We start from the raw sequence: 26,165 nt of genomic DNA, 5'->3' as shown, positions 1-26,165 counted from the left end.
ATGACGGCTACGACTTCCTCCCGGCTCCGTACCGAGGTCCCCGGCCCCGAGTCGCGCGCGCTGCACCTGCGGCGCACCAGCGCGGTGGCCGCCGGGGTTGGCTCGGTGCTGCCGGCGTACGTGACGTCCGCGAGCGGTGGACTGCTCACCGACGCCGACGGCAACACCCTCATCGACCTGGGCTCCGGCATCGCGGTGACCAACGTCGGCCACGCCGCGCCCGCCGTCGTCGACCGAGTGCGCGAGCAGGCCGAGCGGTTCACCCACACGTGCTTCATGATCACGCCCTACGAGGGCTACGTCGAGGTGTGCGAGACGCTGAACCAGCTCACCCCAGGCGACCACGAGAAGCGCTCGGTGCTGTTCAACTCCGGCGCAGAAGCGGTGGAGAACGCCGTCAAGATCGCCCGCGTCGCGACAGGACGGCAGGCCGTCGTGGTGTTCGACCACGCCTACCACGGCCGCACGAACCTCACGATGGCGCTGACCGCGAAGTCCGTGCCGTACAAGCACGGCTTCGGCCCATTCGCGCCAGAGGTGTACCGGGTGCCGGGGTCCTACCCGTGCCACGACGGCCTGACCGGCGAGGACGCTGCCGCCGCCGCGATCGACCGGATCGAGAAGCAGCTAGGACCTGGTTCGGTCGCCGCCATCGTGATCGAGCCGATCCAGGGTGAGGGCGGATTCATCGAGCCCGCGCCGGGCTTTCTACCCGCGCTGTCGCGCTGGTGCGAGGCCAACGGCGCGGTGTTCGTCGCAGACGAGGTGCAGACCGGCTTCTGCCGCACCGGCGCATGGTTCGCCAGCGAGCACGAAGACGTCGTGCCGGACATGATCGCCACCGCGAAGGGCATCGCGGGCGGGCTACCGCTGGCGGCCGTCACCGGACGCGCCGAGCTGATGGACGCCGTCCCGCCGGGCGGCCTCGGCGGCACCTACGGCGGCAATCCGATCGCGTGCGCGGCCGCGCTCGGTGCGATCGAGACCATGCGCACGGAGAACCTCGCCGACGCCGCGAAATCGATCGGTGACACGGTGCTGCCTCGACTGCGGGCGGTGGCCCAACAGACCGGCGTCATCGGCGACGTCCGGGGGCGCGGCGCGATGCTCGCGGTGGAGTTCGTGCGACCCGGCACTCCCGAGCCCGACCCAGATCTCACCAAGCGAGTCGCCGCGGCATGTCACGCGGCCGGTGTCGTGGTGTTGACCTGCGGCACGTACGGCAACGTGGTGCGGCTGCTGCCGCCGCTGACCATGCCCGCCGACCTGCTGGACGAGGGCCTGTCCGTACTGGAGACGTCAATTCGAGAGGAAGCGAGCAGATGAGCACCCCATTCTGGATCGCGGGCAAGCCGGTGACCAGTGTCGAAACCGCCACGGTGTACCACTCCTACGACGGCAGCGAAGCGGGTGTCCACTCCGTACCTTCCGCATCGGACGTCGAGACGGCGCTGCAAGCCGCGCATGACGCCCGTGCCGAGACCGCGGCGCTACCCGCGCACACCAGGGCAGCCGCTCTGGACCACATCTCACGCACACTGGCCGAGCGCGCCGAGGAGTTCGCGCGGCTGATCACCGCTGAGTCAGCCAAGCCGATCACCTGGGCGCGAGCCGAGGTCGGCCGCGCGGTGTCGACGTTCCGCTGGGCCGCCGAGGAGGCCCGCCGGTTCTCGGGCGAGTTGCAGCGTCTCGACACCGATCCCGGTGCGACCGGGCGGATCGCGCTGGTGCGGCGGGTGCCACGCGGTCCCGTTCTCGGCATCACTCCATTCAACTTCCCGCTCAACTTGGTGGCGCACAAGGTCGCGCCCGCATTGGCCGTGGGTGCGCCGATCGTGCTCAAGCCCGCGCCAGCGACGCCGCTGACCGCGCTGGCACTCGGCGAGCTGCTCGCCGAGACGGACCTGCCCGCCGGTAGCTGGTCGGTACTGCCGGTCGGCAACGACGTCGCGGCCGAGTTGGTCACCGACCCCCGGCTGCCGATCGTGTCGTTCACCGGCTCCGTGCCGGTGGGCTGGCGCATCAGGGACGCGGTGCCTCGCAAGCACGTCGCGCTGGAACTGGGTGGAAACGCGGCCACGGTTGTATGTCCTGATTGGTCTGATCTGGACTTCGCCGCTAAGCGGATCGCGACGTTCGCGATGTACCAGGCCGGGCAGTCGTGCATCGCGGTGCAGCGCGTTTACGCGCACGCCGACGTCTTCGATGACCTCGCCGAGCGGGTTGTCCAGCAGGTTGGCACCCTCGGTACCGGCGATCCCCGCTCGCCGCACACCCAGGTCGGGCCGCTGATCGACGTCGCAGCCGCCGAACGCGTTGAGTCCTGGGTGGACGAGGCCATCGCGGCGGGTGCCCAACGCCGTCTTGGTGGCAGGCGCGATGGTGCGACGGTGGAGCCAACCGTGCTGACCGACGTGCCGGAAGATGCGTCGGTGATGGCGGACGAGGTGTTCGGCCCTGTGGTGTGCGTGAACCCGGTGGACTCCGTCGATGACGCCTTCCGACTGGTCAACGACTCGCGGTTCGGGCTGCAGACCGGCGTGTTCACTCGCGACCTGCCAACGGCGTTCCAGGCGTCGGCGACCCTCGACGTCGGGGGTGTCGTCGTCGGCGACGTCCCGAGCTTCCGGGCCGACCAGATGCCCTACGGCGGCGTGAAGGACTCCGGCGTAGGCCGCGAGGGACCGGCCGCGGCGATGGCCGACTTCACCGAGGAACGCGTCACCGTCCTCACCGGACTCCAGCTGTAACGAGGTGGCGGGTGTGCTGGCTGGCTTCGCCGGAGTCGCGGCGCGCAGAAACCTGGCATAAGCCAGCCAGGCACCTTGCCATAGCCACATCCACCGCTAGGGCACGAAGACCGTCATGTGACCGACCGCCTTGAGAGACGCGTCGACGATGGCTCGTGCCTTGCTCAGGTCGGCGTCGACCGATTCAGCGTCGATGTGCACTTCCTCGTCGAGGTACTCCACGGCATGTCGGGTGGCGCGGATCCGGTCGACCGGGCGCAACAGCTTGCCCATCGACGCACCGAACTGCGCCTTAACGGCATGTTGAACGGCTAGGTGGCCGCCCGCGGTTGTCGGCCGTAGCCCCTGCGCTTGCAGCAACGCGGTCAATGATTTGCGGATCGCGTCGTAGAGCGCGGCGTATCCCATCTCCGGGTCGTCCAAGCGAAGGGCGGCTGCGCTTTCGAGATGCCGCTGTGCCGATGTGACAAGGCGTCTGGCCAGGTCCAGGTCGGCAACAACGCGGGTAAGCTCCCCACGTTCGATCATGCCTACGATCTCAGCGTGCCTTCGTTCCCAGCTCACGAACCATCCCTGCCCGCGGGGATGACAGGGACGCGCGGGCGCGACCGGAGCTCCATGATGAATCCCTCCTCGGCGGCATCCCAGCGCGACTCGGAGATGACGACCGGGTTAACCGGACGGTTGAGTCGGCGCGAGGCTTCTTGCGTCGCATCGTAGAGATCATCCCTGTCAGGATTGCCCACTACGAGCAAGTCGATATCCGCCGGGTCTCTACCAGGCTCCCCTCGGTAGCGCGCCGCCCACGACCCGAAGATGTCGGCCAAGACGATTCCATCGCAAGCCGACAAATACTCGGCGAGGACCGTTGCCGGACCAAGGACTACTGTGATCAAGTCACGTAACGGTTCATAGAACGGCGCGGTCTTGTTGACCCGAACCAGCTTGTTTCTGCCGACACGGCGGCTGGATACGATGCCAGCTCGCTCGAGACGAGCGAGCTCGCGTGCAGTGTTTCCCGGATCCTCAGCGATCGCGGAAGCCAGCTCGGCGACGGACTCCTCCCCACCGCCCAATGCGACCCGAGCCAGAATCCGCGCCTGTAACTCGGACCGAAACAGCGGAAACAGCGCAGGCGGCCCCGTCTTCATTCCGCCTCCTTCACAAGAAGACATATGCAATAACTACATGATATCATGTAAATATTGCACATGAGGAATGGCATGCTCTATCGGTTGCTGAACCTGTACGGCCTCCCGTGATACGGCCGCTCTGTGAGGGCGGCGAACCGTCGTCGCGTGGCTAGGTCGGCGTTGACGAGTGCGGTGTCCAGGATCGCCTGCATATCGGGGCGGGGCACCGTCTCGGCGCCGAGCTGCGCCCAACGGGATACCGCACGCGCGGATATCCCCAAATAGTCAGCGAAACCACGTACGCTCATCCGCACCGCGCACCGGAGTGCGTCGGCTTCCCGCCCCGTCCATTGCCGAACAACGACGATGTCGTCACCGTCGCGACCGGATCGGCTGTGGTGACCGGCCGGTCGTGGTGCGGCGTTCATCGGTCCTGCCGGGCGGGTTGGTTGTCGACGACGAGGACGGCTTCCCTCAGCGCACGGCCGAGTTGTTCGGCTTCGTCGCGAGTGAGCTCGTATGGACCGCCCTCCGTGAGGTATTCGGGCGCGATCACCACCCGTGGCGCGTATTCGCGGTAACGCTGGCGCAAAGAGATCTCCAGCTCCGTGACGGTGTTGATCCGGACCGCGCCGTCGGATTGTTCGCTGCGGGCGGCTTCAGCCAGCGAAGGGTAGATCGTCTTCTCGAACCCATGCAGCGACAAGCAGTCACGATCACTGCTGTAGTCGCCGTCTTCATGTGGTTTCCGGCACCAGTGGGGATGGTCGCGGTCGGGGTGCCACCAGTAGGGAAGGTGGGTCTGATCGCTGTCAGCGCACGGGATGGGCTGCCCGTCGATCACCATGACGGCCTCGAGCGCCGCCGTACCGAGTTGGTAGGCCTCGTCGCGGGTGAAGTCGTAGCGGGTACCGCTCCAGACGGGCTCAGGAGCCACGACGACGCGTGGCCCGCATTCGCGGAAACGGTGACGTAGGGAGATGACGAGCTTGACGGGATGGTAATTGAGCTCGTCGGTGTTCGCGTTTCTGCTGCGCGCGGCGTCGGGGAGAGTGAGCAGCACCGATCGGCACCAACCGGACCGGCAGTCGCGATCAACGTCATCGCCCCGGTGCCCCACCTCGCACCACGCCGGATGGCCGTACTGATGGCACCACCAATACGGATGCGCCGAGGACCGTCCGGGCTCCGTTCGCTCGCTATCGGTCTTCGTGCTGGTCGCTTGCACGGTCGCCTCCGTTCTTCGTATTCACGCACGGCTCTTGAGCACCGGGCGGACACGCACTGTCATCTCAGTGGGCAACTTCGTGTCGGAGAGCGCCTGTCTTTACAGGTATGTTCAGCGAAAGTTCGACACCGATCACGTTGTGTCGACGGAAGTTCTCGACCGGGCCGCGAAAGCAAGCGCCGCGAACGCGCTGATCTCACCGCGCTCGCCGACGCCCACGACACGACGGCGGGCCGGGAACGCCATGCGCTCCCGGCCCGCGGTTATGAAGTTGTCCCGGCCGAATACTCCGGCTGACCGTTACGGCGTGGCACCAGCACCGGGTGTGAGGCCCTCACCGGCGTCGCCGCCGAGACTGGGCTTGAGCACGACCAGACCGTTGTTGCGGTCGCTGCCGAGGACGTAGACCTCGCCGTCGATGACGGTCGGGTACACGCCCCAGAAGTTGGTCGCGGCGGCCTGGGCGTTGCCGTTGCTGTCCAACGTCGGCGTGCAGTCGGACTGGCCGTAGCAGCCGATCCACTGGCCGGTCCAGTCCAGGTTGGTCGGATCGGACGCGTCGAGCGCGATCATCCCGTCGGAGTACCACGAGATGAACGCGGTGTCGGCGAACTCAGTGCCCTGCGGGCCCATCACGATGTTGTGCATCGTGTAGTCACCCGGCAGCGGCGGCTCCTCGAACACCCGAGGCGTGGCGAACGAGCTGACCTCGGTGAACTTGCCGTCCCCGTCGCCATCACGGGTGTCGATGACTCGCAAGTAGCCCCAGCCGTCGAACAGGTTCTCGACGTTGAACGTCGTAGCACCCGAGGCGACCGCGTTCTCCATGGCGACGCCATCGCTGTTACCGACGAAGAAGCCGAAGAAGTCATCGATCCCGGTACCGCCCATCAGCACCAGCGAGTCGCCAGCGTTGTTGTAAACGACCATGCCGATGGCGCCCTGCGCCTTGGCGTTCTCGGCCTTGAGCTGGAACGTGCAGCTACCCCGCGAAATCAGAGCGACCTTGCCGGTCATGTCGACGCCGTTCCGCGAGCACAGCTCGCCGCCAGCGCTGACCATCTCCTCGGGCAGCGGGTTCGGGTCGAAGTCCGACAGCGGAGTGGTGAACGCACCCTCGGCCGCCTGCACCTCAACCGGGTCACCGGACGCCGGGTCGTAGGTCGCGACCGAGCGGTACGGCGAGAAGTCCTCGTCGCCCATCAGCACGTAACGGCCGTCCTCGGCGGGTGCGGGCACGGCGACGTGGCTGTTGCCTTCCTCGCCGGTCGCAGCGCCCTCGGGGCCGGTGGTGTCGTAGTCGCTGTCGCCCAGGAACACCGGGTTCGCCGGGTCCGTGAGGTCGAGCAGGATCAGGCCGGCGTCCCAGTAGGACAGATAGCCGATGGTCTTGCCGTCGTGCTCCTCCACCCAGATGTCATGGATGAACGTCGCCGCGAACGAGCCGAGCCCGCTGGCGCCTTGCGGGTCGGACGTCTGGTCCAGCCAGTCCGGCCAGCCGACCGCCGCCACCTCGACCGGGTTGGTCGGCTTGGTGACATCCAGGATGTGGAAGTCACGGACGTTGTCGTCGTCGACAAGGCCAAGGTAGGTGCGGCCGTCGGACTCCCAGAAGTACGTGTTGTGTACGCCGAAGTTGCCATCGGTGCCGGAACGACCCTTGATGTAGGCCTTCTTCAACAGCTCGGGCTTGGCCGGGTCGGAGACGTCGTAGAGGACGACACCACCCTTGTTCTCCTTGCTGCCGCCGTCACCGCGTGTCTCGAAGCACGGTTCCTGCGTCGCGGCCAGAATGTCGCCGCTGAAGTGCTTGCTGTCCATCGACGTCACCTTGACGTCGTTGACCCTTGTGTTGGGCATGGACTCGAGATTGCCGACATACCGCGGGTTCGCCGGGTCGTTGACGTCGACGATGCGAGTTCCGAACCGGGAGCAGTCCGGCTCATAGAAGGTACCGACGTAGGCGTAACCGTTGTGTTCCCACACGTCGGTGACCGAGCCGATCCCGGTGTCGACCTCGCCGTCGCCGTCCTCGTCGAAGGTGTACGTCGAGATGTGCTCGAAGCCGACGGCGCGGGCATCCGGACCCGACTCGGCGGGCTCGGCGGTCTCGTGCCCTGACAGATTGTGTCGCGTGTAGACGTCGGCGGCACCGTACAACGCGCCGCCATCACCCTGGATGCTGTCGTCGTGCGCCGAAGCCGGGATTGCCAGCGGTAGCGCGACGACGAGTGCGGCTACGGGTGGTAGCCACCATCGCTTCGCGGAACTAGCTTTCATGCCCTCGCTCTCCTCTTGTCGATAGGCCACCGGGGTCTGTTCACCCGGCGGCCCATAAGTTGATCCGGTCACTGTGACGACCAACACCGCCATTTGGACTAAAGCGAGCGACTTTCGGATGCGAACCGCGCCGCGACAGGAAGCGGGCATCGCGACCAGCCGTGTGTTGCCTGCCCCTTGTTTGACACAAGCCACAAATAGCTGAAACATCTGTTTTATTGCTGGGGGCACAGTCGGTAGTGACAGAAGGCTTCGTCTATGCGGATCGCGACCCTCGGCCTGTTCCACGAGGCCAACACCTTCTCCCCGATCAAGGCTGATCGCGATCTGTATGCGCATGGCGGCGTGCTGCACGGCGAGGAGATCGTGCTGGAACACGGCGACGCGAGCACCACCATGGGCGGGTTCCTCGCGGCCGGTACCACTCCCGACGTCGAGGTCGTGCCGTTGCTGTTCGCCTACATCAACCCGATCGGCCCGATCGTCGCCGACGTCTTCGAGGACCTCCTCGGTGAGATGCTCGACGACCTCGACAAGTACGGACCATGGGACGCCGTGCTGTTGGCGCTGCACGGCGCGGCCGTCGCAGAGCACACTCCCGACGCCGATGGCGAGATCGCCGCGCGGGTGCGCCAGCGTCTTGGACGGGACGTCGTCATCGGCGCCACGTTCGACTTGCACGCCAACCTGTCGACCCGGCTGATCGACGCCCTCGACGTCGCGACCGTCTACCAGACCAACCCGCACGTCGACGCTCACGAGCGGGCGCGGAAATGCGCCGATCTCGTGATCAGCGCCGCGCGCGGCGAGATCCGACCACGACCCGCCCTCGTGCCGCTGCCGCTCGTCGTCAACATCACCCGCCAGGACACCTCAGAAGAGCCAATGGCGGGCCTCATGGCCACGGCGTCCGCGATCGCGAACCGTCCCGGCATGCTCGACGCCAGCCTCATCCAGGGATTTCCCTATGCCGACGTGCCCCACATGGGCATGTCCGCCATGGCGATCCACGACGGCGACGACGTCGCGGCGAGACAGGCCGCCACCGAACTGGCCGACGCCATCTGGGCGGTGCGTACCGACCTGCAAGCCCGCGGCCTCACCCCCGACGAAGCCCTCGACATCGCTGGTCGCGCCCCTGTCGGCCCCGTCGTGCTCCTGGACGTCGGTGACAACATCGGCGGCGGCGCACCCGGTGACTCCACCGTGCTGCTCGCCGCGGCGCAACACAGGGGCATCGGCTCCTTCCTCCAGGCACTGTGCGATCCCGAGGCCGTGACGACCTGCATGGCGGCAGGCACCGGAGCGACGGTGCGCACCACCGTTGGCGCGCGGCAGCCGCACTCACCAGGGCACCCAGTCAGGGTCGAAGGCACCGTCCGGCTCATCTCGGACGGCCGTTACGAGGACGGGACACCGACACATGGCGGTTTCCGGTTCTTCGACATGGGCCGCACGGTGGTGCTGGACACCACGGACGGCCACACCCTCGTGCTGACGTCCAAGCAGGTCCTGTGCTCCAGCCTGCAGCAGCACCGCAGCCTCGGCATCGAGCCCACCGACTACCACGTCGTCGTCGCCAAGGGCGTCAACTCGCCCCGAGCCGCCTACGGCCGCATCGCCAGACGGATGCTCACCGTGGACACCGAAGGCATCACCGCCATGGGCATCGAACGGTTCGACTACCAGCACCGCAGAACACCGCTCTATCCGTTCGAGGACGCCGAGTTCGGGGGTGGAAACCGATGAGCGAGACGTCCGTGCTTGGGCTGTCGGCGTCGGTGGTGAGTGGGTCGGTGGCTGAGTTGGGTGAGTTGAGCGGCCTCGATCTTTCCGGACAGCTGTTTAGTGGGTCAATTCATGCCGCTTGCTGCCGGTTCAGGTACTCGTTGTAGACCTCATTTGGGGCCTTATAGTCGAGTCCCGAATGGAGACGTCGACTATTATATCTAAGTTCGATATAGGCAGCAATATCTGTCCTGGCCCTCTTTCGGGTGGAGTAGATCACTCGGTGAACCCGCTCGTTCTTCAGGGCACCAAAAAACGATTCGGCCATCGAATTGTCATAGCATATTCCCGTGCGTCCGACCGATTGCCTGATGCCCAATGATCGGAGCGTGCTGGCAAACTGGGCGGAAGTGTAATTGCTGCCACGGTCGGAGTGGAATATCGCCCCGCGTGCGATAGGATAGTTGCGTACGGCCATGCGAATCGCCTTCTCGATGAGAGGCGTCTGGTAATTATCGTCCATCGCCCACCCGATAACGCCCTTCGTATGACAGTCGATGACCGTCGCGAGATAAACCCAGCCCTCCCACGTAGGGATATAGGTAATATCGCCAACCATCTTCTCGCCGGGCGCGGATGCGGCGAAGTCGCGGCCAACGAGGTCGGGCAGCAAGCTGGCAGACGGCTCAGTCAGGCCGAGTCGCCACGGACGGGGCTGGCAAGGCTCGAGCCCCAGCTCACGCATGATGCTGCGGATCAGCTCAGGGGTGCACCGCTCACCCTGGCGCTGCAGCTGGGCGTGGACGCGCCGGTGACCGTAGGTCTCATCCGAATCGTCGAAAACCTTCGTGATCAACGGAGCCAGGTAGGCGCGACGCTGCGCCGTCGCGCACTTGGGCCGACAACGCCATTCATAGAATCCCGACTTCGACACACCCAACCATTCGCACATTTTGGTCACTGTGTACTTTTTCTCGCCAGTATCGGTCACTGCGCCCTTCTCCACCTCGATGAACTCGTACCTCTCGTTCACCGATACTCGCTCGCGAAGAAGGCTGCGGCTTTTCCCAGGAACTCCTTCTCCATCCGTAGCTCACGGACTTCCTTCTCCAGCTCACGCAGCCGCGCGCGCTCCGACACGGTCAATGGTGGCTCGTCCGCAGCATGAGCCTTCCGGTAGTCGTTCACCCAGTTACGAAGCGTTTGCTCGTTCAGCCCGTTCTCCCGCGCGACCGACGCCACCGGGCGGCCCGTCTCGACCACCATTTTCGCCGCCTCCTCCTTGAACTCAGGAGTAAACGACCGACGATTCTTTGACACTGGCTTCCTCTCTTCCGAACAAAAACCCTAGTGGGTTCGCTGTCCGGAAGATCAACAGCCCCTCATTGTCCGGTGATGAAGGCGCTGTCGGGGCTGAGGAGGAAGCTGACGACGTTGGCGATGTCGTTGGCCTGGCCGCGGCGTCGCAGGATTTGTTTGTCGAAGACGGTGGCTTGTACGGCGTCTTGGTCCGGGAACGCTTCGAGTTCTTCCTCGGTTTGGATGGCGCCGGGCAGTACGCAGTTCACGCGGATCCCTCGGTCGCCGAGTTCCTGGGCCAGGGATCGGGTGAAGCCGAGCAGACCTGCTTTGGTGGTGGCGTAGTGCAGCGCGTTGGGCGCGCCGAGCCGGGCGAGGACGCTGCTGATGGTGACGATGCCACCGGACGTGCCACCGGCCGTGCCGTGTGCGCTGCCACCCGCGCTGCCACCGGACATCGGGGTGTTGGACGTCGAGCCGCGGGACGCGTCACCGGTCGTCGTGGTGGTGCCGAATGAGCGGCCTCGATCTTTCCGGACAGCTGTTTAGTGGGTCAATTCATGCCGCTTGCTGCCGGTTCAGGTACTCGTTGTAGACCTCATTTGGGGCCTTATAGTCGAGTCCCGAATGGAGACGTCGACTATTATATCTAAGTTCGATATAGGCAGCAATATCTGTCCTGGCCCTCTTTCGGGTGGAGTAGATCACTCGGTGAACCCGCTCGTTCTTCAGGGCACCAAAAAACGATTCGGCCATCGAATTGTCATAGCATATTCCCGTGCGTCCGACCGATTGCCTGATGCCCAATGATCGGAGCGTGCTGGCAAACTGGGCGGAAGTGTAATTGCTGCCACGGTCGGAGTGGAATATCGCCCCGCGTGCGATAGGATAGTTGCGTACGGCCATGCGAATCGCCTTCTCGATGAGAGGCGTCTGGTAATTATCGTCCATCGCCCACCCGATAACGCCCTTCGTATGACAGTCGATGACCGTCGCGAGATAAACCCAGCCCTCCCACGTAGGGATATAGGTAATATCGCCAACCATCTTCTCGCCGGGCGCGGATGCGGCGAAGTCGCGGCCAACGAGGTCGGGCAGCAAGCTGGCAGACGGCTCAGTCAGGCCGAGTCGCCACGGACGGGGCTGGCAAGGCTCGAGCCCCAGCTCACGCATGATGCTGCGGATCAGCTCAGGGGTGCACCGCTCACCCTGGCGCTGCAGCTGGGCGTGGACGCGCCGGTGACCGTAGGTCTCATCCGAATCGTCGAAAACCTTCGTGATCAACGGAGCCAGGTAGGCGCGACGCTGCGCCGTCGCGCACTTGGGCCGACAACGCCATTCATAGAATCCCGACTTCGACACACCCAACCATTCGCACATTTTGGTCACTGTGTACTTTTTCTCGCCAGTATCGGTCACTGCGCCCTTCTCCACCTCGATGAACTCGTACCTCTCGTTCACCGATACTCGCTCGCGAAGAAGGCTGCGGCTTTTCCCAGGAACTCCTTCTCCATCCGTAGCTCACGGACTTCCTTCTCCAGCTCACGCAGCCGCGCGCGCTCCGACACGGTCAATGGTGGCTCGTCCGCAGCATGAGCCTTCCGGTAGTCGTTCACCCAGTTACGAAGCGTTTGCTCGTTCAGCCCGTTCTCCCGCGCGACCGACGCCACCGGGCGGCCCGTCTCGACCACCATTTTCGCCGCCTCCTCCTTGAACTCAGGAGTAAACGACCGACGATTCTTTGACACTGGCTTCCTCTCTTCCGAACAAAAACCCTAGTGGGTTCGCTGTCCGGAAGATCAACAGCCCCTCAGAAGGCCCTGCGGGTACAGAGGAAGGCGCCTTTGAGGTTGACGTTGGTGATGTGGTCCCAGGTCGCTTCGGTGATGTCGGTCCACGGCTCGCGTGCGGTCGCGGCGGCGTTGAGCACCAGCGCGGTGACACGCCCCAGGTCGTGCTCGCAGCGGGTGAACAACTCGTCGACCGCGCTCGCGTCGCTGATATCGGCGGGATACACGGCCGCGTGGCCACCGGCGTGCTCGATCTCGGCGGCGACATGCTTGGCGGCCGAGAGCATGGCCTCGTCCGGGTAGCTGTTGATCGCGACCGCCATGCCATCGGCGGCGAGCCTGCGCGCGGTGGCGGCACCGATCCCGCGCGACGCGCCGGTCACCAGCGCCACACCAGCAGGCCACCGCCCGCGCACCGCGTCCTGCCCGTTCGCCGTGCTCGGTCCGCGCGTCGTGTCTCGGCCGTTCATCGCGGGTCTCCGGTGAAGCGGTGCGGTAGGCGGCCTCGCGCGGGGACGTCAACGGCATACACCAGGCCGCCGCCGGGTGCGTTGTCGTGGGCGGCACTGGTGATGTACAGCGTCGACAGGTCGTCACCGCCGAACACGCAGCTGGTCGGATACCGGGTCGGCACCCGCACGATCCCGGTCGTCTCCCCGGTGCCGGGGTCGATCCGCCAGACCTCGCCACGCCCCCAGATCGCGAGCCAAATGTCACCATCGGCGTCGACCGTGAGCCCGTCGGGCAACCCGTCGGCGGCGGGCAGCGAACACACCACCCTGCCCGCGCCGAGCCCACCAGAGGAGACGTCGCAGTCCCACGCGGTCAGCGTCCCGGCGCCGGTGTCGACGTGATACAACACCTCCCCCGACGGGGACCAGTCCAGACCGTTGGACATCCCCAGCCCCGTCAGCTGCGTGGTGACCTCGGTGCCGTCGAACCGAAACAACGCCCCACGGCCGCTGGCGTCCCGCACCGCCGAACCAGCCCACAACGCACCACCGGCATCGACCGCACCGTCATTCATCGTGATGGTCTCGTCGTGCACGGTCCGGACCAGCTCCTCAACCCGACCGGTCGCCGGATCAAGCGTGCCGAACCCAGACCGGGTCACCGCCGCTAAAACCGCGCCCGGTCCCGGCTCGATCGCCGTGACCGCCCCCGACAACGCCACACTGGTCTCGGTGCCATCCAACACCAGCGTGAACAACCGGCACCCCGCCACATCCAGCCACCGCAACCCCACACCCGCAACCCACAACGGCGGCTGGGGTGCTGAGGGGCTGTTGATCTTCCGGACAGCGAACCCACTAGGGTTTTTGTTCGGAAGAGAGGAAGCCAGTGTCAAAGAATCGTCGGTCGTTTACTCCTGAGTTCAAGGAGGAGGCGGCGAAAATGGTGGTCGAGACGGGCCGCCCGGTGGCGTCGGTCGCGCGGGAGAACGGGCTGAACGAGCAAACGCTTCGTAACTGGGTGAACGACTACCGGAAGGCTCATGCTGCGGACGAGCCACCATTGACCGTGTCGGAGCGCGCGCGGCTGCGTGAGCTGGAGAAGGAAGTCCGTGAGCTACGGATGGAGAAGGAGTTCCTGGGAAAAGCCGCAGCCTTCTTCGCGAGCGAGTATCGGTGAACGAGAGGTACGAGTTCATCGAGGTGGAGAAGGGCGCAGTGACCGATACTGGCGAGAAAAAGTACACAGTGACCAAAATGTGCGAATGGTTGGGTGTGTCGAAGTCGGGATTCTATGAATGGCGTTGTCGGCCCAAGTGCGCGACGGCGCAGCGTCGCGCCTACCTGGCTCCGTTGATCACGAAGGTTTTCGACGATTCGGATGAGACCTACGGTCACCGGCGCGTCCACGCCCAGCTGCAGCGCCAGGGTGAGCGGTGCACCCCTGAGCTGATCCGCAGCATCATGCGTGAGCTGGGGCTCGAGCCTTGCCAGCCCCGTCCGTGGCGACTCGGCCTGACTGAGCCGTCTGCCAGCTTGCTGCCCGACCTCGTTGGCCGCGACTTCGCCGCATCCGCGCCCGGCGAGAAGATGGTTGGCGATATTACCTATATCCCTACGTGGGAGGGCTGGGTTTATCTCGCGACGGTCATCGACTGTCATACGAAGGGCGTTATCGGGTGGGCGATGGACGATAATTACCAGACGCCTCTCATCGAGAAGGCGATTCGCATGGCCGTACGCAACTATCCTATCGCACGCGGGGCGATATTCCACTCCGACCGTGGCAGCAATTACACTTCCGCCCAGTTTGCCAGCACGCTCCGATCATTGGGCATCAGGCAATCGGTCGGACGCACGGGAATATGCTATGACAATTCGATGGCCGAATCGTTTTTTGGTGCCCTGAAGAACGAGCGGGTTCACCGAGTGATCTACTCCACCCGAAAGAGGGCCAGGACAGATATTGCTGCCTATATCGAACTTAGATATAATAGTCGACGTCTCCATTCGGGACTCGACTATAAGGCCCCAAATGAGGTCTACAACGAGTACCTGAACCGGCAGCAAGCGGCATGAATTGACCCACTAAACAGCTGTCCGGAAAGATCGAGGCCGCTCATGCCCGTTATTTCCCGGACTGTGGACCGCATAGGGTCCGTTCTGGAAGGGATGTTGGTTCGTGGCAAGGAAGTATCAGAAGTACACGCCTGAATTTCGTGAGCAGGCGGCGAAGCTGGTTGTGGAAGGGCAGCGTCCGATCGCTGAGGTCGCTCGCGAGTACGGTCTCGGGGAAACGACCCTAGCTAATTGGGTGAAGAAATACCGCGAGGATCACGCCGGGGACGAGCCGCCGCTGGAATTGTCTGAGCGTGCCGAACTCGCCGAACTGCGTCGCCGGGTGCGCGAGCAGGAGATGGAACTGTCCTTTTTGAAAAAAGCGGCAGCGTACTTTGCGAGGGAGCAGCGGTGAGCGAGAAGTACGAGTTCATCGCCGCCGAGTACGCGCACAACAAGGGCCATAATGTGGCGGACGCTCCCACCCTGACGCAGATGCTGGCGTGGCTGGATGTGTCGAAATCGGGCTACTACGAGTGGTTTCGCCGGCCGCCGTCGGCGACCGAGCGGCGCCGCGAACTGCTCAAGACCAAGATTGAGACACTGTTTGACCTCTTCGGCGGCACCTACGGTTACCGGCGGATCCATGCCGAGCTCGTCCGTGCTGGTGAGCGGGTCGATGACGAGACGGTCCGCCAACTCATGCGCGAGATGGGCCTGGTCACGGTGCAGCTGAAGCCGTACCGCACCACCACCGTCCGCAGCGCTGAACAGCCCGACGGCGTGCCAGATCTGGTCGAGCGGAACTTCACCGCCAACCGGCCCGGGGCCAAGCTGGTCGGCGACATCACGTTCATTTCCACCTGGCAGGGCTGGCTGTATTTGGCGACCGTGATTGATTGTTTCAACAACGAGGTCATCGGCTACGCGATGGCCGATCACATGCGCACCGAATTGGTCACCGACGCCCTCGACATGGCCGCACGAAATCACACGCTTGAGTCGGGCTGTATTATGCACAGCGATCGCGGCACCCAATATACATCGGCCGAATATCGCGCGAAACTGGATGAACTCGATTTGCGACATTCCCTCGGTCGCACCGGGATTTGTTGGGATAACGCGCTCGCCGAGTCGTTCTTCGCCAGCCTCAAAAACGAGCGCGTTCATCATATGGTGTATCCCACACGAAAAAGGGCTTCGACTGATATTGCCCGCTATATCGAACTTCACTACAATCGGCGACGAATCCATTCAGCACTGGGATACAAAACTCCGCACGAAGTCCGCAACGAATACCTGAATCAGCAGTTCGCGGCATAAAAGGACACAAACTCACCAGTCCGGAAAACACGGGGCAGCCCACAAACCATCTGCGTCGACGGCGGCTGGACACCACTCTAAACCTGGCGCCGTCAGAGCAGCCACGCGTACCAGGACTCCGCGGGACGCAGTCCGTCCGTGTCGCGGAGCCGCTTGATGACGGGCTCGATGTCGCGGATGAGTCCCCAGTGTTCGCGCAGGGCGACGGGGGCGACGTAGGGTGCCTTGCTGTTCGCGGCCAGGTGGAGCAGCGCGGTGGCCCGGGATGCGAGCTGGGCCGTCTCGTGTTCGGTCGGCGGCTCGGATTGGCGAGCCGCGTCGAGCACGGCGAGGAACAGGTCCAGGGTGTCCGCCATCCGCGTGGTCTCGTTCCGCCATGCGGTGACCGGGTTGGGCCAGTGCCGCACGTCGCGACCGTTCGGCATGGTCGCGAGCGCGTCCCGCAGTGTCTCGATCACCTGCCGCACCACATCCCCCAACGCGGGCTGCGGCGCGGCGAACGCGCTCAGCACGCCGTCGGGGTAGGGGACGTCGTCAGGGCTCGTCGTGGCGAATAAGGGATGCACGTGGTTGAGGAGGTACATCATCAGCGGATAGCAGGCCGTGATGGTGCTCGCCATCGACAACACGTACCCAGCGGTGTCCGGGTCGTCGGGGCAGATGAGCCGCGCCCACCGTCGCCGGAACGACGCCGCTCCCTCCGAGGGGTCGCAGTTCCAGGCGAAGTCCGCGAGAAACGCGACATTCGCGTGGTCCGAGGGATCGCTGATCGAGTAGGCGAACGCGCCGGACGTACCTGCCGCCTGGCCGCGCCGGAGCACGGTTTCGATGTTGGTTCCGAAGTCGAGCTGGAACAGAAACGGCGCCAGTCCCGTCGTCGGGCAGCTCCATGACTCGGCGCGATCGGTACGGGGCGTCGGCACGGGGTCGTTGTACTTCCACCAGGCGATCACCGGCTCCGGCACGCCCGCGGCGTCGAGGCGGTCAAGGTAGTCGTCCAGCACGCCTTCGCGGACGAGCGTGTCGTGCCAGTGCACCATCGTGATGTCGTTTTCCGCGAGCACTTGCCCGACCAGCACCAGGTATTCCATCAGCAGCTGTCCCGGTGATAGTTGCCCGCATCCGGTGCAGCGGCAGTAGGGACTGACGACGCGTGTGCGGTCGTCCGGGTCGACATTGCGGATCGGGTAGTACTCGTCGCCCGCCACATGCAACCGGCGCACACCGTTCGGCGTGAGGTGCTGCCGCGCCAACGCCCTGATCAGCCGAGTGAGCGTGTCACGCGCGGTCGTGCGAGACACGCAGTAGCCGTATCCTGTGGGGTTTCCATCTTCGTCTACAGCGGACAGTTCCGGCAGGCACCGGGGTATCAACGTCGAATGTCCCGGACCGCCGAGTTGTGGCAGGACGTCGATCCCTCGCTCACGCGCGTAGCACACGATGTCGCCGAAGAAGTCGTGCTCGAACATCCGTGGCAGGTAGTGGTACTCGATCTCGCGCTCGGTCGCCGGATCCCACGTGACCATGCGTCGGGGTGACCGCAGTTCGGGGAACTCGTCCAGCGGCGTGAACAGCCACTCGCTGCGCTGACCGTGGTGGATGTCCCAGCAACCGTAGATGGACACGCCGAGCGTGTTGAGTTTCAGCTGCGCCAGCCGGTCGATGTGGCGGCGCCACTCGGCAAGGTCCATGTGGTCGACGCCGGCGTACGACTCGACGAACACGCCGCGCGTGGCGAACGAGGGTCCATCTTCGATGTCGGCGAGCGGCAACGCCGGACCATCGGCGCTGTCCCAGACGTCGACGAGCGTGCGCATCGCATGCAGTGCGGCCAGCGCGTCCGTCGCGCGAATCCGCACCTCATCACGCTGGATGCACAGGGTGTACTCCTCCGGCCTCCCGTCGAACCGGTCGAAGGTAACCGGCAGCACGGGCAGATCGGGCGTCCCCGCGACGACCTTGGCAAGAGCGAAGATCTCGTCCCGGTACGTCGACAACCCGTCGGGGAGCGCCTCGATGGCCAACCATCCGACAGCAGCCTCCCCCGGATGCCGGGCAACGTGGCGAGGTCGCGGGATCAGCGGTAGGGCATCGAGTTCAGCCATCGTCACGGCCTCCGACTCCTTACTGCCGCCAGCGTCGACCGGACGACGGTACTCCCGCATCTAAGAATGCTCCCACGCGCTCAGTTTCGGCCCTTTTCCTTACATTCAAAAAGGCGATGGGAAATCACGTTCGTTGACGCAACATAACCGCCCTCGTAATATCGAAAACACCGAGTATTATCCCGCTGATTTCAAACCGCGTTTCTTGGTGCCGTATATGACCGCTCCGCGCTCCACTGTTGCTTCTGATCTGGAGGTAGCGCCGCATAGCAAGGGATTTCCACCCGATGCGGCCGGACGGTCGATCGGCGAACTTCGCGGGAAACTCGGCCTTATCGGCAACGGGTTCACGAGCCCGGTATTGCTCCTTTCCGAATCCGCGCTACACCGAAACCTTCGCGCGATGCGGGAATTTTGCGCGACGGCCGGAATATCCATCGCGCCACACGTGAAAACGACGATGTCACCCGAGATCATCGCGCGGCAGTTCGAGCACGGGGCGTGGGCCGCGACGGTGGCCACCTGCACTCAGGCGGCCGCGGTGCGTGACATGGGCGTCGAGCGTGTCTTGATCGCCAACGAGGTCGTCGATCCCGTTGGCATCGGGTGGCTGGGCGCGGAACTCGACGGGGACGAGCGGTTCACGGCGTTGTGCTACGTCGACTCGGCGGCGTCCGTCGTCGCACTGGAGTCGGCGCTCAGCGCGCGAGGCCAACGCAGGCAGCTACCCGTCCTGATCGAGTACGGCATCACCGGCGGGCGCACCGGTGCCCGCACGGCGGACGAGGCGCTGAACGTGGCGGCCCTTGTCGCGAACTCGCCTCATCTCCGCCTCGCGGGGGTCGCGGGTTTCGAGGGCATCCTCGGCGCGGACGGCGACGTCGACGAGGTCACGACGTATCTGCGAGGGCTGCGTACCGTCGCTGACCAGATCTACCAGCGGTGGGCGACGGACGGCGCGGAGTTCGTCGTCACCGCGGGCGGGAGCTCGTTCGTCGAGGTGGTTCGCGACGAGCTCGACACGGAGTGGCGCGCGGGACGCCGGATCAGGGTCGTCGTGCGGAGCGGGTGCTACGCCACGCACGACTCAGGGGGCTACGCGAACGTTCGTCGCACCATGGCGACGCGAGCCGCGCCGCTACCGCTGGAACCGGCGCTGGAGCTGTGGGCGCGAGTGCTGTCCCGCCCAGAGCCCGAGTTGGCGATCGTCGACTTCGGCAAACGCGACACGGGTACCGACGCGGGCTTGCCCGTTCCGCATTCCGTGCTGCGTCGCGGGTCGAGCCGGGTGGAAGCGGCGCCATCGTGCACGGTGACGCGGCTCAACGACCAACACGCCTACTTGCGACTCGGTTCAGCCTCGGTCAACGGCGATCCGTACCGGGCGGTCCAGGTCGGCGACCTCGTCGGCTTCGGGATCTCGCACCCCTGCACCACCTTCGACAAATGGCGCCTCATCCCGATCGTCGACGACGACCGGACACTCATCGACGTCGCCAGGACCTGGTTTTGAAGCGGGCACGATGACGGGCACGGAGACCTGGTTGCGGGGTGGGACGATCGTCGACGGCACCGGGGCGGCGCCGCGTATTGGTGATGTCGCCATCCGGGGTGATCGCATCAGTCGGGTAACACCACCTGGTGTGGTGCCCGCGCACCCGAGCGACGAGATCGACTGCATCGGGCTGACGGTCACGCCGGGGTTCGTCGACATCCATACCCACTCCGATCTCAGCTTCGTTCACCATCCTTCCGCCCCGAGCAAGGTCATGCAGGGCGTGACCACCGAGGTCGTCGGCAACTGCGGCTTCTCACCGTTTCCCGCGCACCCGCATCGGCGAGAGGCGCTGATCGGCTTCCTCCGCGGCATCGGCGTGCCACGGACGAACATCCCGTGGTCCGATTTCGCGGGCTACGCCGACGTCGTCGACGCCTACCGGCCCGTCATGAACGTGGCTCCCCTCGCCGGACACGGCGCGCTGCGGATCGCCGCGACCGGCACCGACGATGTCACCGTCGACGGCGACATCCTGCGCACGATGGAACGACTCCTGCGTGAGTGCCTCGACCAGGGCGCCTTCGGGCTGTCCACCGGGTTGAGCTACGTGCCCTCCCAGTTCGCTGGGCCCGATGAGATCAACGCACTGGCGCGAGTCGTACGGGACCACGACGCGCTCTATGCGACGCACGCACGGGCCACACCGGACCCATTCGACTCCTTCGACGAGGCCATCGGGGTCGGCAAAGCCACCGGCGTCCGGGTGCAGTACTCCCATCTCGCGCTCAACGACCCGCGCATGTGGGGCCGCGCCGACGACGTCGTCGCGCACTTCCAGCACGCCGCCGACGCGGGCATCGACGTCCGGTACGATGTCTATCCCTACGACGCCTCCGCCTCCTCACTCACCCAGTACCTGCCCGCGTGGGTACAAGCCGGCGGCGAGGACGGGATCCGGCGCCAGCTCGCGGACCGGACAGGCTTCGCCAGGGCACGCGACGACCTGGCGAAGGGCCTGTACGGCACGATCCCGTGGGACTGGGAGCGCGTCGTCGTCTCCCTCGCCGGGCCGGACGACGAGGCACTCGAAGGCCGCAGCATCGCCCACGGCGCCGAGCGGTACGGCATGACACCGGAAGAGCTGTGCCTGCGCCTCGCCATGCGATACGGCAACCGGGCACAAGTCGTGCTGTTCTACCGCGCCGAGGCCGACGTCGCGGCGTTCCTCGCACATCCACTCGCCATCGTCGGCAGCGACGGCACCGCCATGCCGGTCACCGCCCCCGGCAGGCCACACCCCCGCAGCTTCGGCTCCCACGCCCGTCTCCTGCACCGCTACGTGGCCGACGAGGGGCGGCTCACTCTCGCCGACGCGGTCCACAAGTCGACACTCGCACCAGCACAACGCATCGGCATCACCGACCGCGGCGTGCTGACCGAAGGCGCACGCGCCGATATCGCCGTGCTCGACGCCACCGCCGTACGCGACACCGCCACCTGGACCGACCCCTGCCAGCTGGCCAGCGGCGTGCGCGACGTCTGGGTCAACGGCGAACACACCATCGCCAGCGGAACCCCGACCGGCCACCGCGCCGGCCACGTTCTCCGACGCGCCAGCCGCCCTTGACGTGGTCGTCATCGACGACCAGAGTCGATCACGTTCGAGGCGACCGGGGAGTAAGTATGGCCGACGTGACGTTCCAGACCGCGCGCGAGTTATCCGACCAGCTCGCCGCGCGGGAGATATCCGCACGGGAATTGCTCGACGCGCATGTGCGCCGACACGAGCAGGTCCACGATCCGCTGAACGCCGTCATCGCGACGGATCTGGACCGTGCGATCGCGGACGCCGCGGCCATAGACGACGCGAGGTCACGCGGGGAGCGGCTCGGCCCGCTCGCAGGGATCCCCATGACCATCAAGGACGGCTACGACGTCGACGGTCTGCCAGCGGTCGCGGGTAACCCGGCCTTCGCCGACCGGCCGAAGCGATGCGGCGACGCGGACCTCGTGGCGCGGCTCCGCGACGCGGGTGCCGTTATCTGGGGCAAGACGAACGTCCCCCTCATGCTGGGTGATCTGCAGAGCTACAACTCCGTCTACGGGACGACACGCAATCCGCACGACGTCGAGCGCACACCTGGCGGGTCGTCGGGCGGCGCGGCGGCCGCACTCGCTTCCGGTGTTACGCCAGTCGAGCTGGGCTCCGACATCGGCGGCTCACTACGGCATCCCGCCAACTGGTGCGGCGTCTACGCACTCAAACCAACGTGGGGTGTGCTGTCGATGCGCGGGCACATCCCGCCACCGCCGGGACGGCACGTCGAGCACGACCTCGGTGTCGGTGGTCCCATGGCACGCACCGCCGATGACCTCAGGATGCTCTTCGACGTCCTGCGCGACAACGCACCGCGGCAGCCGCGCGATGTCCGCGGGGCGCGCATCGCGCTGTGGCTGGACGAGCCGGGCTTCCCCGTGTCGCGGGACGTGCGTGACGTCGTGGCACGGGCTGCTGACAACCTCCGCCGTCAGGGAGCGACCGTCGAGGCCGCGACGCTTCCCTTCGCCGCCGACGAACTGATCGCGAACTACTTCGCGCTGATGTATCCGATCATCGGCAGTGGCTTGCCTCCGGCGGTCTACGCGAAGCTGGAGCAGGCTCGGGATGCCTACCTCACCTCCGGCGAGAGCACGCTCGACCCATATGGCATCACAGCGATGGCCACCCACTCCACCGCCTCCTACCGCGAGGTCGCACGGGCGATGGCGAGTAGGCAAGCGCTGAAAGACCAGTTCGCCGCATGGCTCACCCAGTGGGACGCCATCCTCGCGCCGGTCGCGGCGGTGCCAGCCATCCCCCATCAGCACAAGGGACCGCTGCCGGAGCGCACTATCGACGTCGACGGCACCGACGTCGCCTACAACCACCTGTTCGACTGGATCTCGCTGGCAACCGCCTTGCACCTTCCGGCTATCGCGGCACCGGTCACTAGGACAGACGCCGGGCTGCCCGTCGGCGTCCAGCTCATCGGCGGTTGGCACGAGGAGCACTTCCTGCTCAACCTCGCCGAAGCGCTCGAGCAAGAGACCGGCGGCTTCAGCGCGCCATAATCCAATGCCCGCGGATGCCGTGCGCCTAGTTCGACGAGCCGTACGGCAATCGCTACGCCCGGGGCCCTGGACGTCAACCGCCGAGAGCGGACGTCCGCGGACTGATGCCTAGCCGAAGTCAGGGATGGTGAGCGAGCCGTCGTCGGCAAGCGGAAAGCCGGGGTTGTAGGCGATCTCCCACGGGTGACCATCGGGATCAGTGAAGACCCCGGCATAGCCGCCGTAAAACGTCTCGCCAGCGGGCCGGGTGATGGCGGCACCCGCCTCCGCCGCGGCCCGCATGACGTCGTCCACCTCGGCGGCCGACCGCACGTTGTGTGCCAGCACCACGCCGCTGAATCCGGCGGGCGTATCGTCGGAAATCCCGCAGTCAGCGGCGAGCTTGTCCCTGCCCCACAGCACGAGGGCGCTACCGCCTGCCTGCAGGAACACCGTCTCCTCGACCTCCTGGCCCCGCCAGCCGAGGCGTTCGTAGAAGTCGCGAGCCCGTGCCAGGTCGGTGACACCCAGAGTAATGAGGCTAATCCGCTGCTCCATGAGTCGGCAGCGTAGGCCAACCGACCGACAATCACCCGCTCGCACTACGGCGCAGGCCGCGACGCCGAGGCTCGCGAGGATCTGACCGACTACGTGAACGACCGCCTACTCGACGCGCTCGATCTCGGCGAGGACCTCGTCTCCGACGTCGAGGCGAAGACGCGAGACAGATGGGGCATCCGCATGCCGACCGGCCGAGACACGCCCGGTGAGACGTACCGGCCGGAGAGCCAGAGCATGAACCGAGACAGCGTTCTCACCGACATCGTGTTCTGCTTCCGCGAGGACATCGACGACTACCCACGCGAACACGGCTCCTACCGCGGCATGACCGTGACGCCGCACGGCCGGTGACGATCGGGCACCCGCCCCACAACGAACCGCCGGGTGCACCCCGCCGAACAACGGCAGGACGCACCCGGCGATCGTGCATAGGCGTGCGTCAGAAGTTCGCGACGTTGAGCAGCTTCTCCTGAATGCCGTCCTCGTCCTCGCTCGGCCACGTCCAGTCGGTCGTGCCCGCGTCCTGTAGGGCCTGCTTGACCTGCTCCGGGGTGGCCGAGGGGTTGTTCGCCTTGTACAGCGCCGCCCCGCCCGCGGCATGCGGGCTGGCCATCGACGTCCCCGAGATGGTGTTGTAGCCACCGCTGAGCCAGGTGGACTCGATGCACACGCCAGGAGCGATCAGGTCGACGTCCTCGCCGTAGTTGGAGAAGTCGGCGAAGGTGTCGTCGACGTCGTCGCGGCAGGTCGGTGCCGCGCCGCCGCCGGGCTGACCGTTGAAGTCGGCGAGCGCGCTGACCGTGATCACCTCGTCGTACGCGGCGGGGACGAAGTCCTTGGCGTCCGCGTGGTCGTTGCCCGCGGCCACCACGAACGTCACACCAGCGGCGACCGCGCTGCAGATGGCCTCATGCTGGGCATCGCCATCAGTGGCGCCGCAATCGCCGTCGTCGCTGCCACTGCCGCCGAGACTCATGTTGGCGACCTCGATCTGGTCGGCGTTGGCGGCGACGTAGTCGATCCCGCAGATGACATCGGACGTCGAGCCGAAACCGAGATCGTTGAGCACCTTGACCGGCCAGACGCGCGCACCGGGCGCCATGCCGACGACTCCGTTGGCGTCGTCGAGCGCGCCGATGGTGCCCGCGACGTGCGTGCCGTGCCCGTGACCGTCATTGGCGCTCAGGCTGAGCAGCGCGCAGTTCCTCGCGCCCTCCCGGTAGACGTTGAGGTCCGGGTGGTCCAGATCGACACCGGTGTCGATCACCGCGACGTCGACGTCGACCCGCTCGTCGACACCGTCGATCGCCGCGGTCGGGCTCTGCTCGGCGTCACTGCGGTCGATGCCGGTCGGCACGCTCTGCGCGGTGGTTTCCACCGGTGTGTCGGCCTGGATGTAGTCAACCGCCGGATTCGCGGCGAGCCGCTGCCGCGCGAGGTCGGTCAGCTCCGCCGAGTAGCCGTTCAACGCCGAACTGTAGACATGGCCGAGCGTGCCGCCCAGCGCCCCCACTTGCTGCTGCGCCACCGACGAGGCGTCGATGCCGTCCTTGAGCACTACGATGTAGCTGTCGAGCACGCCGCCGAGCGTGTCCGCCGCCGCGATCTGCGCCGGTGCCACCGTCGCACCCGCGACCGCACACGCGGCGATCGCGACACCCATCTTCGTTCTCATTGCTTCCGTCTCCCATGCGTCGGTTCGGCGGAGTGTCCGATATACGAGTCGGGCTCACGTCCGCTGACTTGCGCTGCCCAACGCACGGGTTGAGCTGGGGAAACGGGTACTGGCGAAGAATTTGTCAACTAGGCGCCAACATGGTCAATCGATTACTCCATTCGCCCTAGCGGTGGTGAGCTGTCCGGCACCCGCCGAAAGTCGGTGGGCACCCGACGCGCTGTGTCCGACACTCACGCCGGTGTATTAGGCACACACGACGTCGTGTTTCTCACCGCGAGCGCTGGAGTGCACGGTTTCGCCTTTCCGGCGACGTCTAGGAACGCGAATCGACCGCGCGGCCGTCACGGGGCGCGAAGACAGCCATAGCCTCCGCGTCGCTGGCGCGAGCGCGCACGAAGTAGTCGACCCAGTCACCGACGCTCGAATAGGACGAGGTCGCGCTGATGGTCGCGCACGCGGCGTCGAAGTCAAATTCGGTACGGCGCAACGCCACCGCGCCATCAGCGAGCAACGCCCAGTGCGCACCCGCGCGGCCGTATGGCATACCGACACTGCCCGGGTTAACAACCTGTCTGCCGTGCGCCAGCCGGACGAACGGCATGTGAGTATGTCCGCAAACCACGGTAGTCACCGTGGATGGCAGGTCGGACAGCACGTCATCCCAGCGATCCAGCCGGGTGTCGACCAGGACCACCTCGTCGTCATCCCGTGGCGTGCCATGGCAGAACACGACCTCCCCGAACCCGGCGACAGGCAAGGTCACCGGATGTGGCAGTTCGGCGAGCAACTCGATGTCTCTCGCGCTGAGTTGGTCAGCCGCCCACGGAACAATCGGGTCGGGAATGTCGGTGTGACCTCCGCGTGCCAAGGCGACGAGTTCCCGATCGGCGTTCCCTCGGACCCATACCGCCCGATCGCCCAGTTCAAGGAGCCGGTCGATCACCGCGACGGGCTGCGGCCCCGCGGCGATGTCACCGGTGAGCACGATGCGCTCGGCCGCCGCCACATCGGGCTCCGCCAGGACAGCATCGAGCGCGGGGAGAACGCCGTGGATGTCCGAGAGCACCGCGACCGAGTTGAGCATGCCGACACGATGCCCCGCCCCGGTCGAACCGACAAGGCGTCTCGCGAACGGCGAACACAGCGTCCCGAGGGCAGGACACGATGTCCCGAGTGCGGGACACAGCGTCAT

The 26,165-nt window shown here is 65.7% G+C and carries 22 protein-coding genes; 9 read left to right on the top strand and 13 right to left on the bottom strand.

The window, feature by feature from the left end; all coding sequences use genetic code 11:
* Both gabT and ACFQGD_RS06245 read left to right on the top strand, forming a co-directional pair.
* Complete coding sequence (gabT, locus tag ACFQGD_RS06250) at positions 1–1,326, top strand: 4-aminobutyrate--2-oxoglutarate transaminase (protein ID WP_345399500.1); 1,326 nt, start codon at positions 1–3, stop codon at positions 1,324–1,326.
* Positions 1,323–2,750 (top strand): aldehyde dehydrogenase family protein, encoded by a 1,428-nt coding sequence (locus ACFQGD_RS06245; protein ID WP_345399497.1) that lies wholly within the window; start codon positions 1,323–1,325, stop codon positions 2,748–2,750. Before gabT ends, ACFQGD_RS06245 begins: the two co-directional genes overlap by 4 nt.
* A 96-nt stretch (positions 2,751–2,846) precedes the next feature.
* Here the strand turns inward: ACFQGD_RS06245 and ACFQGD_RS06240 are convergent, their stop codons facing one another.
* From ACFQGD_RS06240 to ACFQGD_RS06225, 4 genes are all read right to left on the bottom strand, one after another.
* Positions 2,847–3,314: a hypothetical protein gene (locus tag ACFQGD_RS06240; RefSeq protein WP_345399494.1), complete on the bottom strand. Its 468-nt coding sequence runs from the start codon at positions 3,312–3,314 to the stop codon at positions 2,847–2,849.
* A complete protein-coding gene (locus ACFQGD_RS06235; RefSeq protein ID WP_345399491.1) occupies positions 3,311–3,901 on the bottom strand; it encodes an ArsR family transcriptional regulator in 591 nt (196 codons plus the stop codon). The genes ACFQGD_RS06240 and ACFQGD_RS06235 overlap by 4 nt, the downstream gene beginning before the upstream one ends.
* 406 nt (positions 3,902–4,307) lie before the next feature.
* Positions 4,308–4,946, bottom strand: coding sequence for a hypothetical protein (locus ACFQGD_RS06230; RefSeq protein ID WP_345399488.1), 639 nt, complete (start codon positions 4,944–4,946; stop codon positions 4,308–4,310).
* A 465-nt stretch (positions 4,947–5,411) separates the two neighbouring features.
* On the bottom strand, positions 5,412–7,391 hold the full coding sequence (locus ACFQGD_RS06225) for a PA domain-containing protein (protein WP_345399485.1): 1,980 nt from the start codon (positions 7,389–7,391) through the stop codon (positions 5,412–5,414).
* A 258-nt stretch (positions 7,392–7,649) separates the two neighbouring features.
* On the opposite strand from ACFQGD_RS06225, the gene ACFQGD_RS06220 reads away from it, so the two are divergent.
* Positions 7,650–9,140, top strand: a complete 1,491-nt coding sequence (locus ACFQGD_RS06220; RefSeq protein WP_345399482.1) for a M81 family metallopeptidase — start codon at positions 7,650–7,652, stop codon at positions 9,138–9,140.
* A 109-nt stretch (positions 9,141–9,249) separates the two neighbouring features.
* Here ACFQGD_RS06220 and ACFQGD_RS06215 read toward each other — a convergent pair.
* From ACFQGD_RS06215 to ACFQGD_RS06195, 5 genes are all read right to left on the bottom strand, one after another.
* A protein-coding gene (locus ACFQGD_RS06215) for an IS3 family transposase (RefSeq protein ID WP_390221019.1) occupies positions 9,250–10,439 on the bottom strand; the annotation gives its coding sequence in 2 pieces (ribosomal slippage) (positions 9,250–10,187 and positions 10,187–10,439; 1,191 coding nt in all).
* Between the two features lie 62 nt (positions 10,440–10,501).
* Positions 10,502–10,876 carry an SDR family NAD(P)-dependent oxidoreductase gene (locus ACFQGD_RS06210; RefSeq protein ID WP_390221022.1) on the bottom strand — a complete coding sequence of 125 codons (375 nt, stop codon included), beginning with the start codon at positions 10,874–10,876 and terminating at the stop codon, positions 10,502–10,504.
* Between the two features lie 100 nt (positions 10,877–10,976).
* Positions 10,977–12,166, bottom strand: a protein-coding gene (locus tag ACFQGD_RS06205) for an IS3 family transposase (RefSeq protein WP_390221019.1) whose coding sequence is annotated in 2 segments (ribosomal slippage) — positions 10,977–11,914 and positions 11,914–12,166 — 1,191 coding nt in all. Because the reading frame shifts where the segments join, the coding sequence is not laid out codon by codon here.
* 62 nt (positions 12,167–12,228) lie between these two features.
* Positions 12,229–12,678, bottom strand: a complete 450-nt coding sequence (locus ACFQGD_RS06200) for an SDR family NAD(P)-dependent oxidoreductase (protein ID WP_390221021.1) — start codon at positions 12,676–12,678, stop codon at positions 12,229–12,231.
* Entirely contained in the window at positions 12,675–13,469 is a 795-nt protein-coding gene (locus ACFQGD_RS06195) for an SMP-30/gluconolactonase/LRE family protein (protein WP_390221020.1), read from the bottom strand. The genes ACFQGD_RS06200 and ACFQGD_RS06195 overlap by 4 nt, the downstream gene beginning before the upstream one ends.
* A gap of 80 nt (positions 13,470–13,549) precedes the next feature.
* Here ACFQGD_RS06195 and ACFQGD_RS06190 point away from each other — a divergent pair.
* Together ACFQGD_RS06190 and ACFQGD_RS06185 are read left to right on the top strand one after the other, a co-directional pair.
* Positions 13,550–14,739, top strand: a protein-coding gene (locus ACFQGD_RS06190) for an IS3 family transposase (RefSeq protein ID WP_390221019.1) whose coding sequence is annotated in 2 segments (ribosomal slippage) — positions 13,550–13,802 and positions 13,802–14,739 — 1,191 coding nt in all. Because the reading frame shifts where the segments join, the coding sequence is not laid out codon by codon here.
* Between the two features lie 103 nt (positions 14,740–14,842).
* A protein-coding gene (locus tag ACFQGD_RS06185) for an IS3 family transposase (RefSeq protein WP_345398863.1) occupies positions 14,843–16,041 on the top strand; the annotation gives its coding sequence in 2 pieces (ribosomal slippage) (positions 14,843–15,101 and positions 15,101–16,041; 1,200 coding nt in all).
* A gap of 92 nt (positions 16,042–16,133) precedes the next feature.
* On the opposite strand, the gene ACFQGD_RS06180 is transcribed toward ACFQGD_RS06185, so the two are convergent.
* Positions 16,134–18,206 (bottom strand): family 20 glycosylhydrolase, encoded by a 2,073-nt coding sequence (locus tag ACFQGD_RS06180; protein WP_345393081.1) that lies wholly within the window; start codon positions 18,204–18,206, stop codon positions 16,134–16,136.
* 157 nt (positions 18,207–18,363) lie between these two features.
* Between ACFQGD_RS06180 and ACFQGD_RS06175 the strand changes: the two genes are divergently transcribed.
* From ACFQGD_RS06175 to ACFQGD_RS06165, 3 genes are read left to right on the top strand one after another with little or no spacing between them, the layout of a single operon-like run.
* Positions 18,364–19,659, top strand: coding sequence for an alanine racemase (locus ACFQGD_RS06175; protein WP_345393078.1), 1,296 nt, complete (start codon positions 18,364–18,366; stop codon positions 19,657–19,659).
* A 10-nt stretch (positions 19,660–19,669) separates the two neighbouring features.
* Positions 19,670–21,271, top strand: a complete 1,602-nt coding sequence (locus ACFQGD_RS06170; protein WP_345393075.1) for an N-acyl-D-amino-acid deacylase family protein — start codon at positions 19,670–19,672, stop codon at positions 21,269–21,271.
* A gap of 56 nt (positions 21,272–21,327) precedes the next feature.
* Positions 21,328–22,755: an amidase family protein gene (locus ACFQGD_RS06165; protein WP_345393072.1), complete on the top strand. Its 1,428-nt coding sequence runs from the start codon at positions 21,328–21,330 to the stop codon at positions 22,753–22,755.
* Positions 22,756–22,863: 108 nt separating this feature from the next.
* Here ACFQGD_RS06165 and ACFQGD_RS06160 read toward each other — a convergent pair whose 3' ends face one another.
* Positions 22,864–23,292 (bottom strand): VOC family protein, encoded by a 429-nt coding sequence (locus ACFQGD_RS06160; RefSeq protein ID WP_345393069.1) that lies wholly within the window; start codon positions 23,290–23,292, stop codon positions 22,864–22,866.
* Between the two features lie 93 nt (positions 23,293–23,385).
* Here ACFQGD_RS06160 and ACFQGD_RS06155 point away from each other — a divergent pair, with 93 nt between their 5' ends.
* Positions 23,386–23,646: a hypothetical protein gene (locus ACFQGD_RS06155; protein WP_345393066.1), complete on the top strand. Its 261-nt coding sequence runs from the start codon at positions 23,386–23,388 to the stop codon at positions 23,644–23,646.
* An 88-nt stretch (positions 23,647–23,734) separates the two neighbouring features.
* Here ACFQGD_RS06155 and ACFQGD_RS06150 read toward each other — a convergent pair whose 3' ends face one another.
* Together ACFQGD_RS06150 and ACFQGD_RS06145 are read right to left on the bottom strand one after the other, a co-directional pair.
* On the bottom strand, positions 23,735–24,970 hold the full coding sequence (locus tag ACFQGD_RS06150) for a S8 family peptidase (RefSeq protein ID WP_345393063.1): 1,236 nt from the start codon (positions 24,968–24,970) through the stop codon (positions 23,735–23,737).
* A 316-nt stretch (positions 24,971–25,286) separates the two neighbouring features.
* Complete coding sequence (locus tag ACFQGD_RS06145; protein WP_345393060.1) at positions 25,287–26,057, bottom strand: metallophosphoesterase family protein; 771 nt, start codon at positions 26,055–26,057, stop codon at positions 25,287–25,289.
* Between the last annotated feature and the right edge of the window lie 108 nt (positions 26,058–26,165).

Origin of the sequence: Haloechinothrix salitolerans, from assembly GCF_042662605.1 — a bacterium.
GTDB lineage: Bacteria > Actinomycetota > Actinomycetes > Mycobacteriales > Pseudonocardiaceae > Haloechinothrix_A > Haloechinothrix_A salitolerans.
This window is presented reverse-complemented; position numbering and strand designations above follow the sequence as displayed.

Coding starts and splice junctions, on each gene's coding strand:
- ACFQGD_RS06170 (WP_345393075.1), top strand. CDS start 19,670: ATGACGGGCACGGAGACCTGGTTGCGGGGTGGGACGATCGTCGACGGC.
- ACFQGD_RS06150 (WP_345393063.1), bottom strand. CDS start 24,970: ATGAGAACGAAGATGGGTGTCGCGATCGCCGCGTGTGCGGTCGCGGGT.
- ACFQGD_RS06160 (WP_345393069.1), bottom strand. CDS start 23,292: ATGGAGCAGCGGATTAGCCTCATTACTCTGGGTGTCACCGACCTGGCA.
- ACFQGD_RS06145 (WP_345393060.1), bottom strand. CDS start 26,057: ATGCTCAACTCGGTCGCGGTGCTCTCGGACATCCACGGCGTTCTCCCC.
- ACFQGD_RS06175 (WP_345393078.1), top strand. CDS start 18,364: ATGACCGCTCCGCGCTCCACTGTTGCTTCTGATCTGGAGGTAGCGCCG.
- ACFQGD_RS06220 (WP_345399482.1), top strand. CDS start 7,650: ATGCGGATCGCGACCCTCGGCCTGTTCCACGAGGCCAACACCTTCTCC.
- ACFQGD_RS06225 (WP_345399485.1), bottom strand. CDS start 7,391: ATGAAAGCTAGTTCCGCGAAGCGATGGTGGCTACCACCCGTAGCCGCA.
- ACFQGD_RS06165 (WP_345393072.1), top strand. CDS start 21,328: ATGGCCGACGTGACGTTCCAGACCGCGCGCGAGTTATCCGACCAGCTC.
- gabT (WP_345399500.1), top strand. CDS start 1: ATGACGGCTACGACTTCCTCCCGGCTCCGTACCGAGGTCCCCGGCCCC.
- ACFQGD_RS06180 (WP_345393081.1), bottom strand. CDS start 18,206: ATGCGGGAGTACCGTCGTCCGGTCGACGCTGGCGGCAGTAAGGAGTCG.
- ACFQGD_RS06245 (WP_345399497.1), top strand. CDS start 1,323: ATGAGCACCCCATTCTGGATCGCGGGCAAGCCGGTGACCAGTGTCGAA.
- ACFQGD_RS06210 (WP_390221022.1), bottom strand. CDS start 10,876: ATGTCCGGTGGCAGCGCGGGTGGCAGCGCACACGGCACGGCCGGTGGC.
- ACFQGD_RS06235 (WP_345399491.1), bottom strand. CDS start 3,901: ATGAAGACGGGGCCGCCTGCGCTGTTTCCGCTGTTTCGGTCCGAGTTA.
- ACFQGD_RS06200 (WP_390221021.1), bottom strand. CDS start 12,678: ATGAACGGCCGAGACACGACGCGCGGACCGAGCACGGCGAACGGGCAG.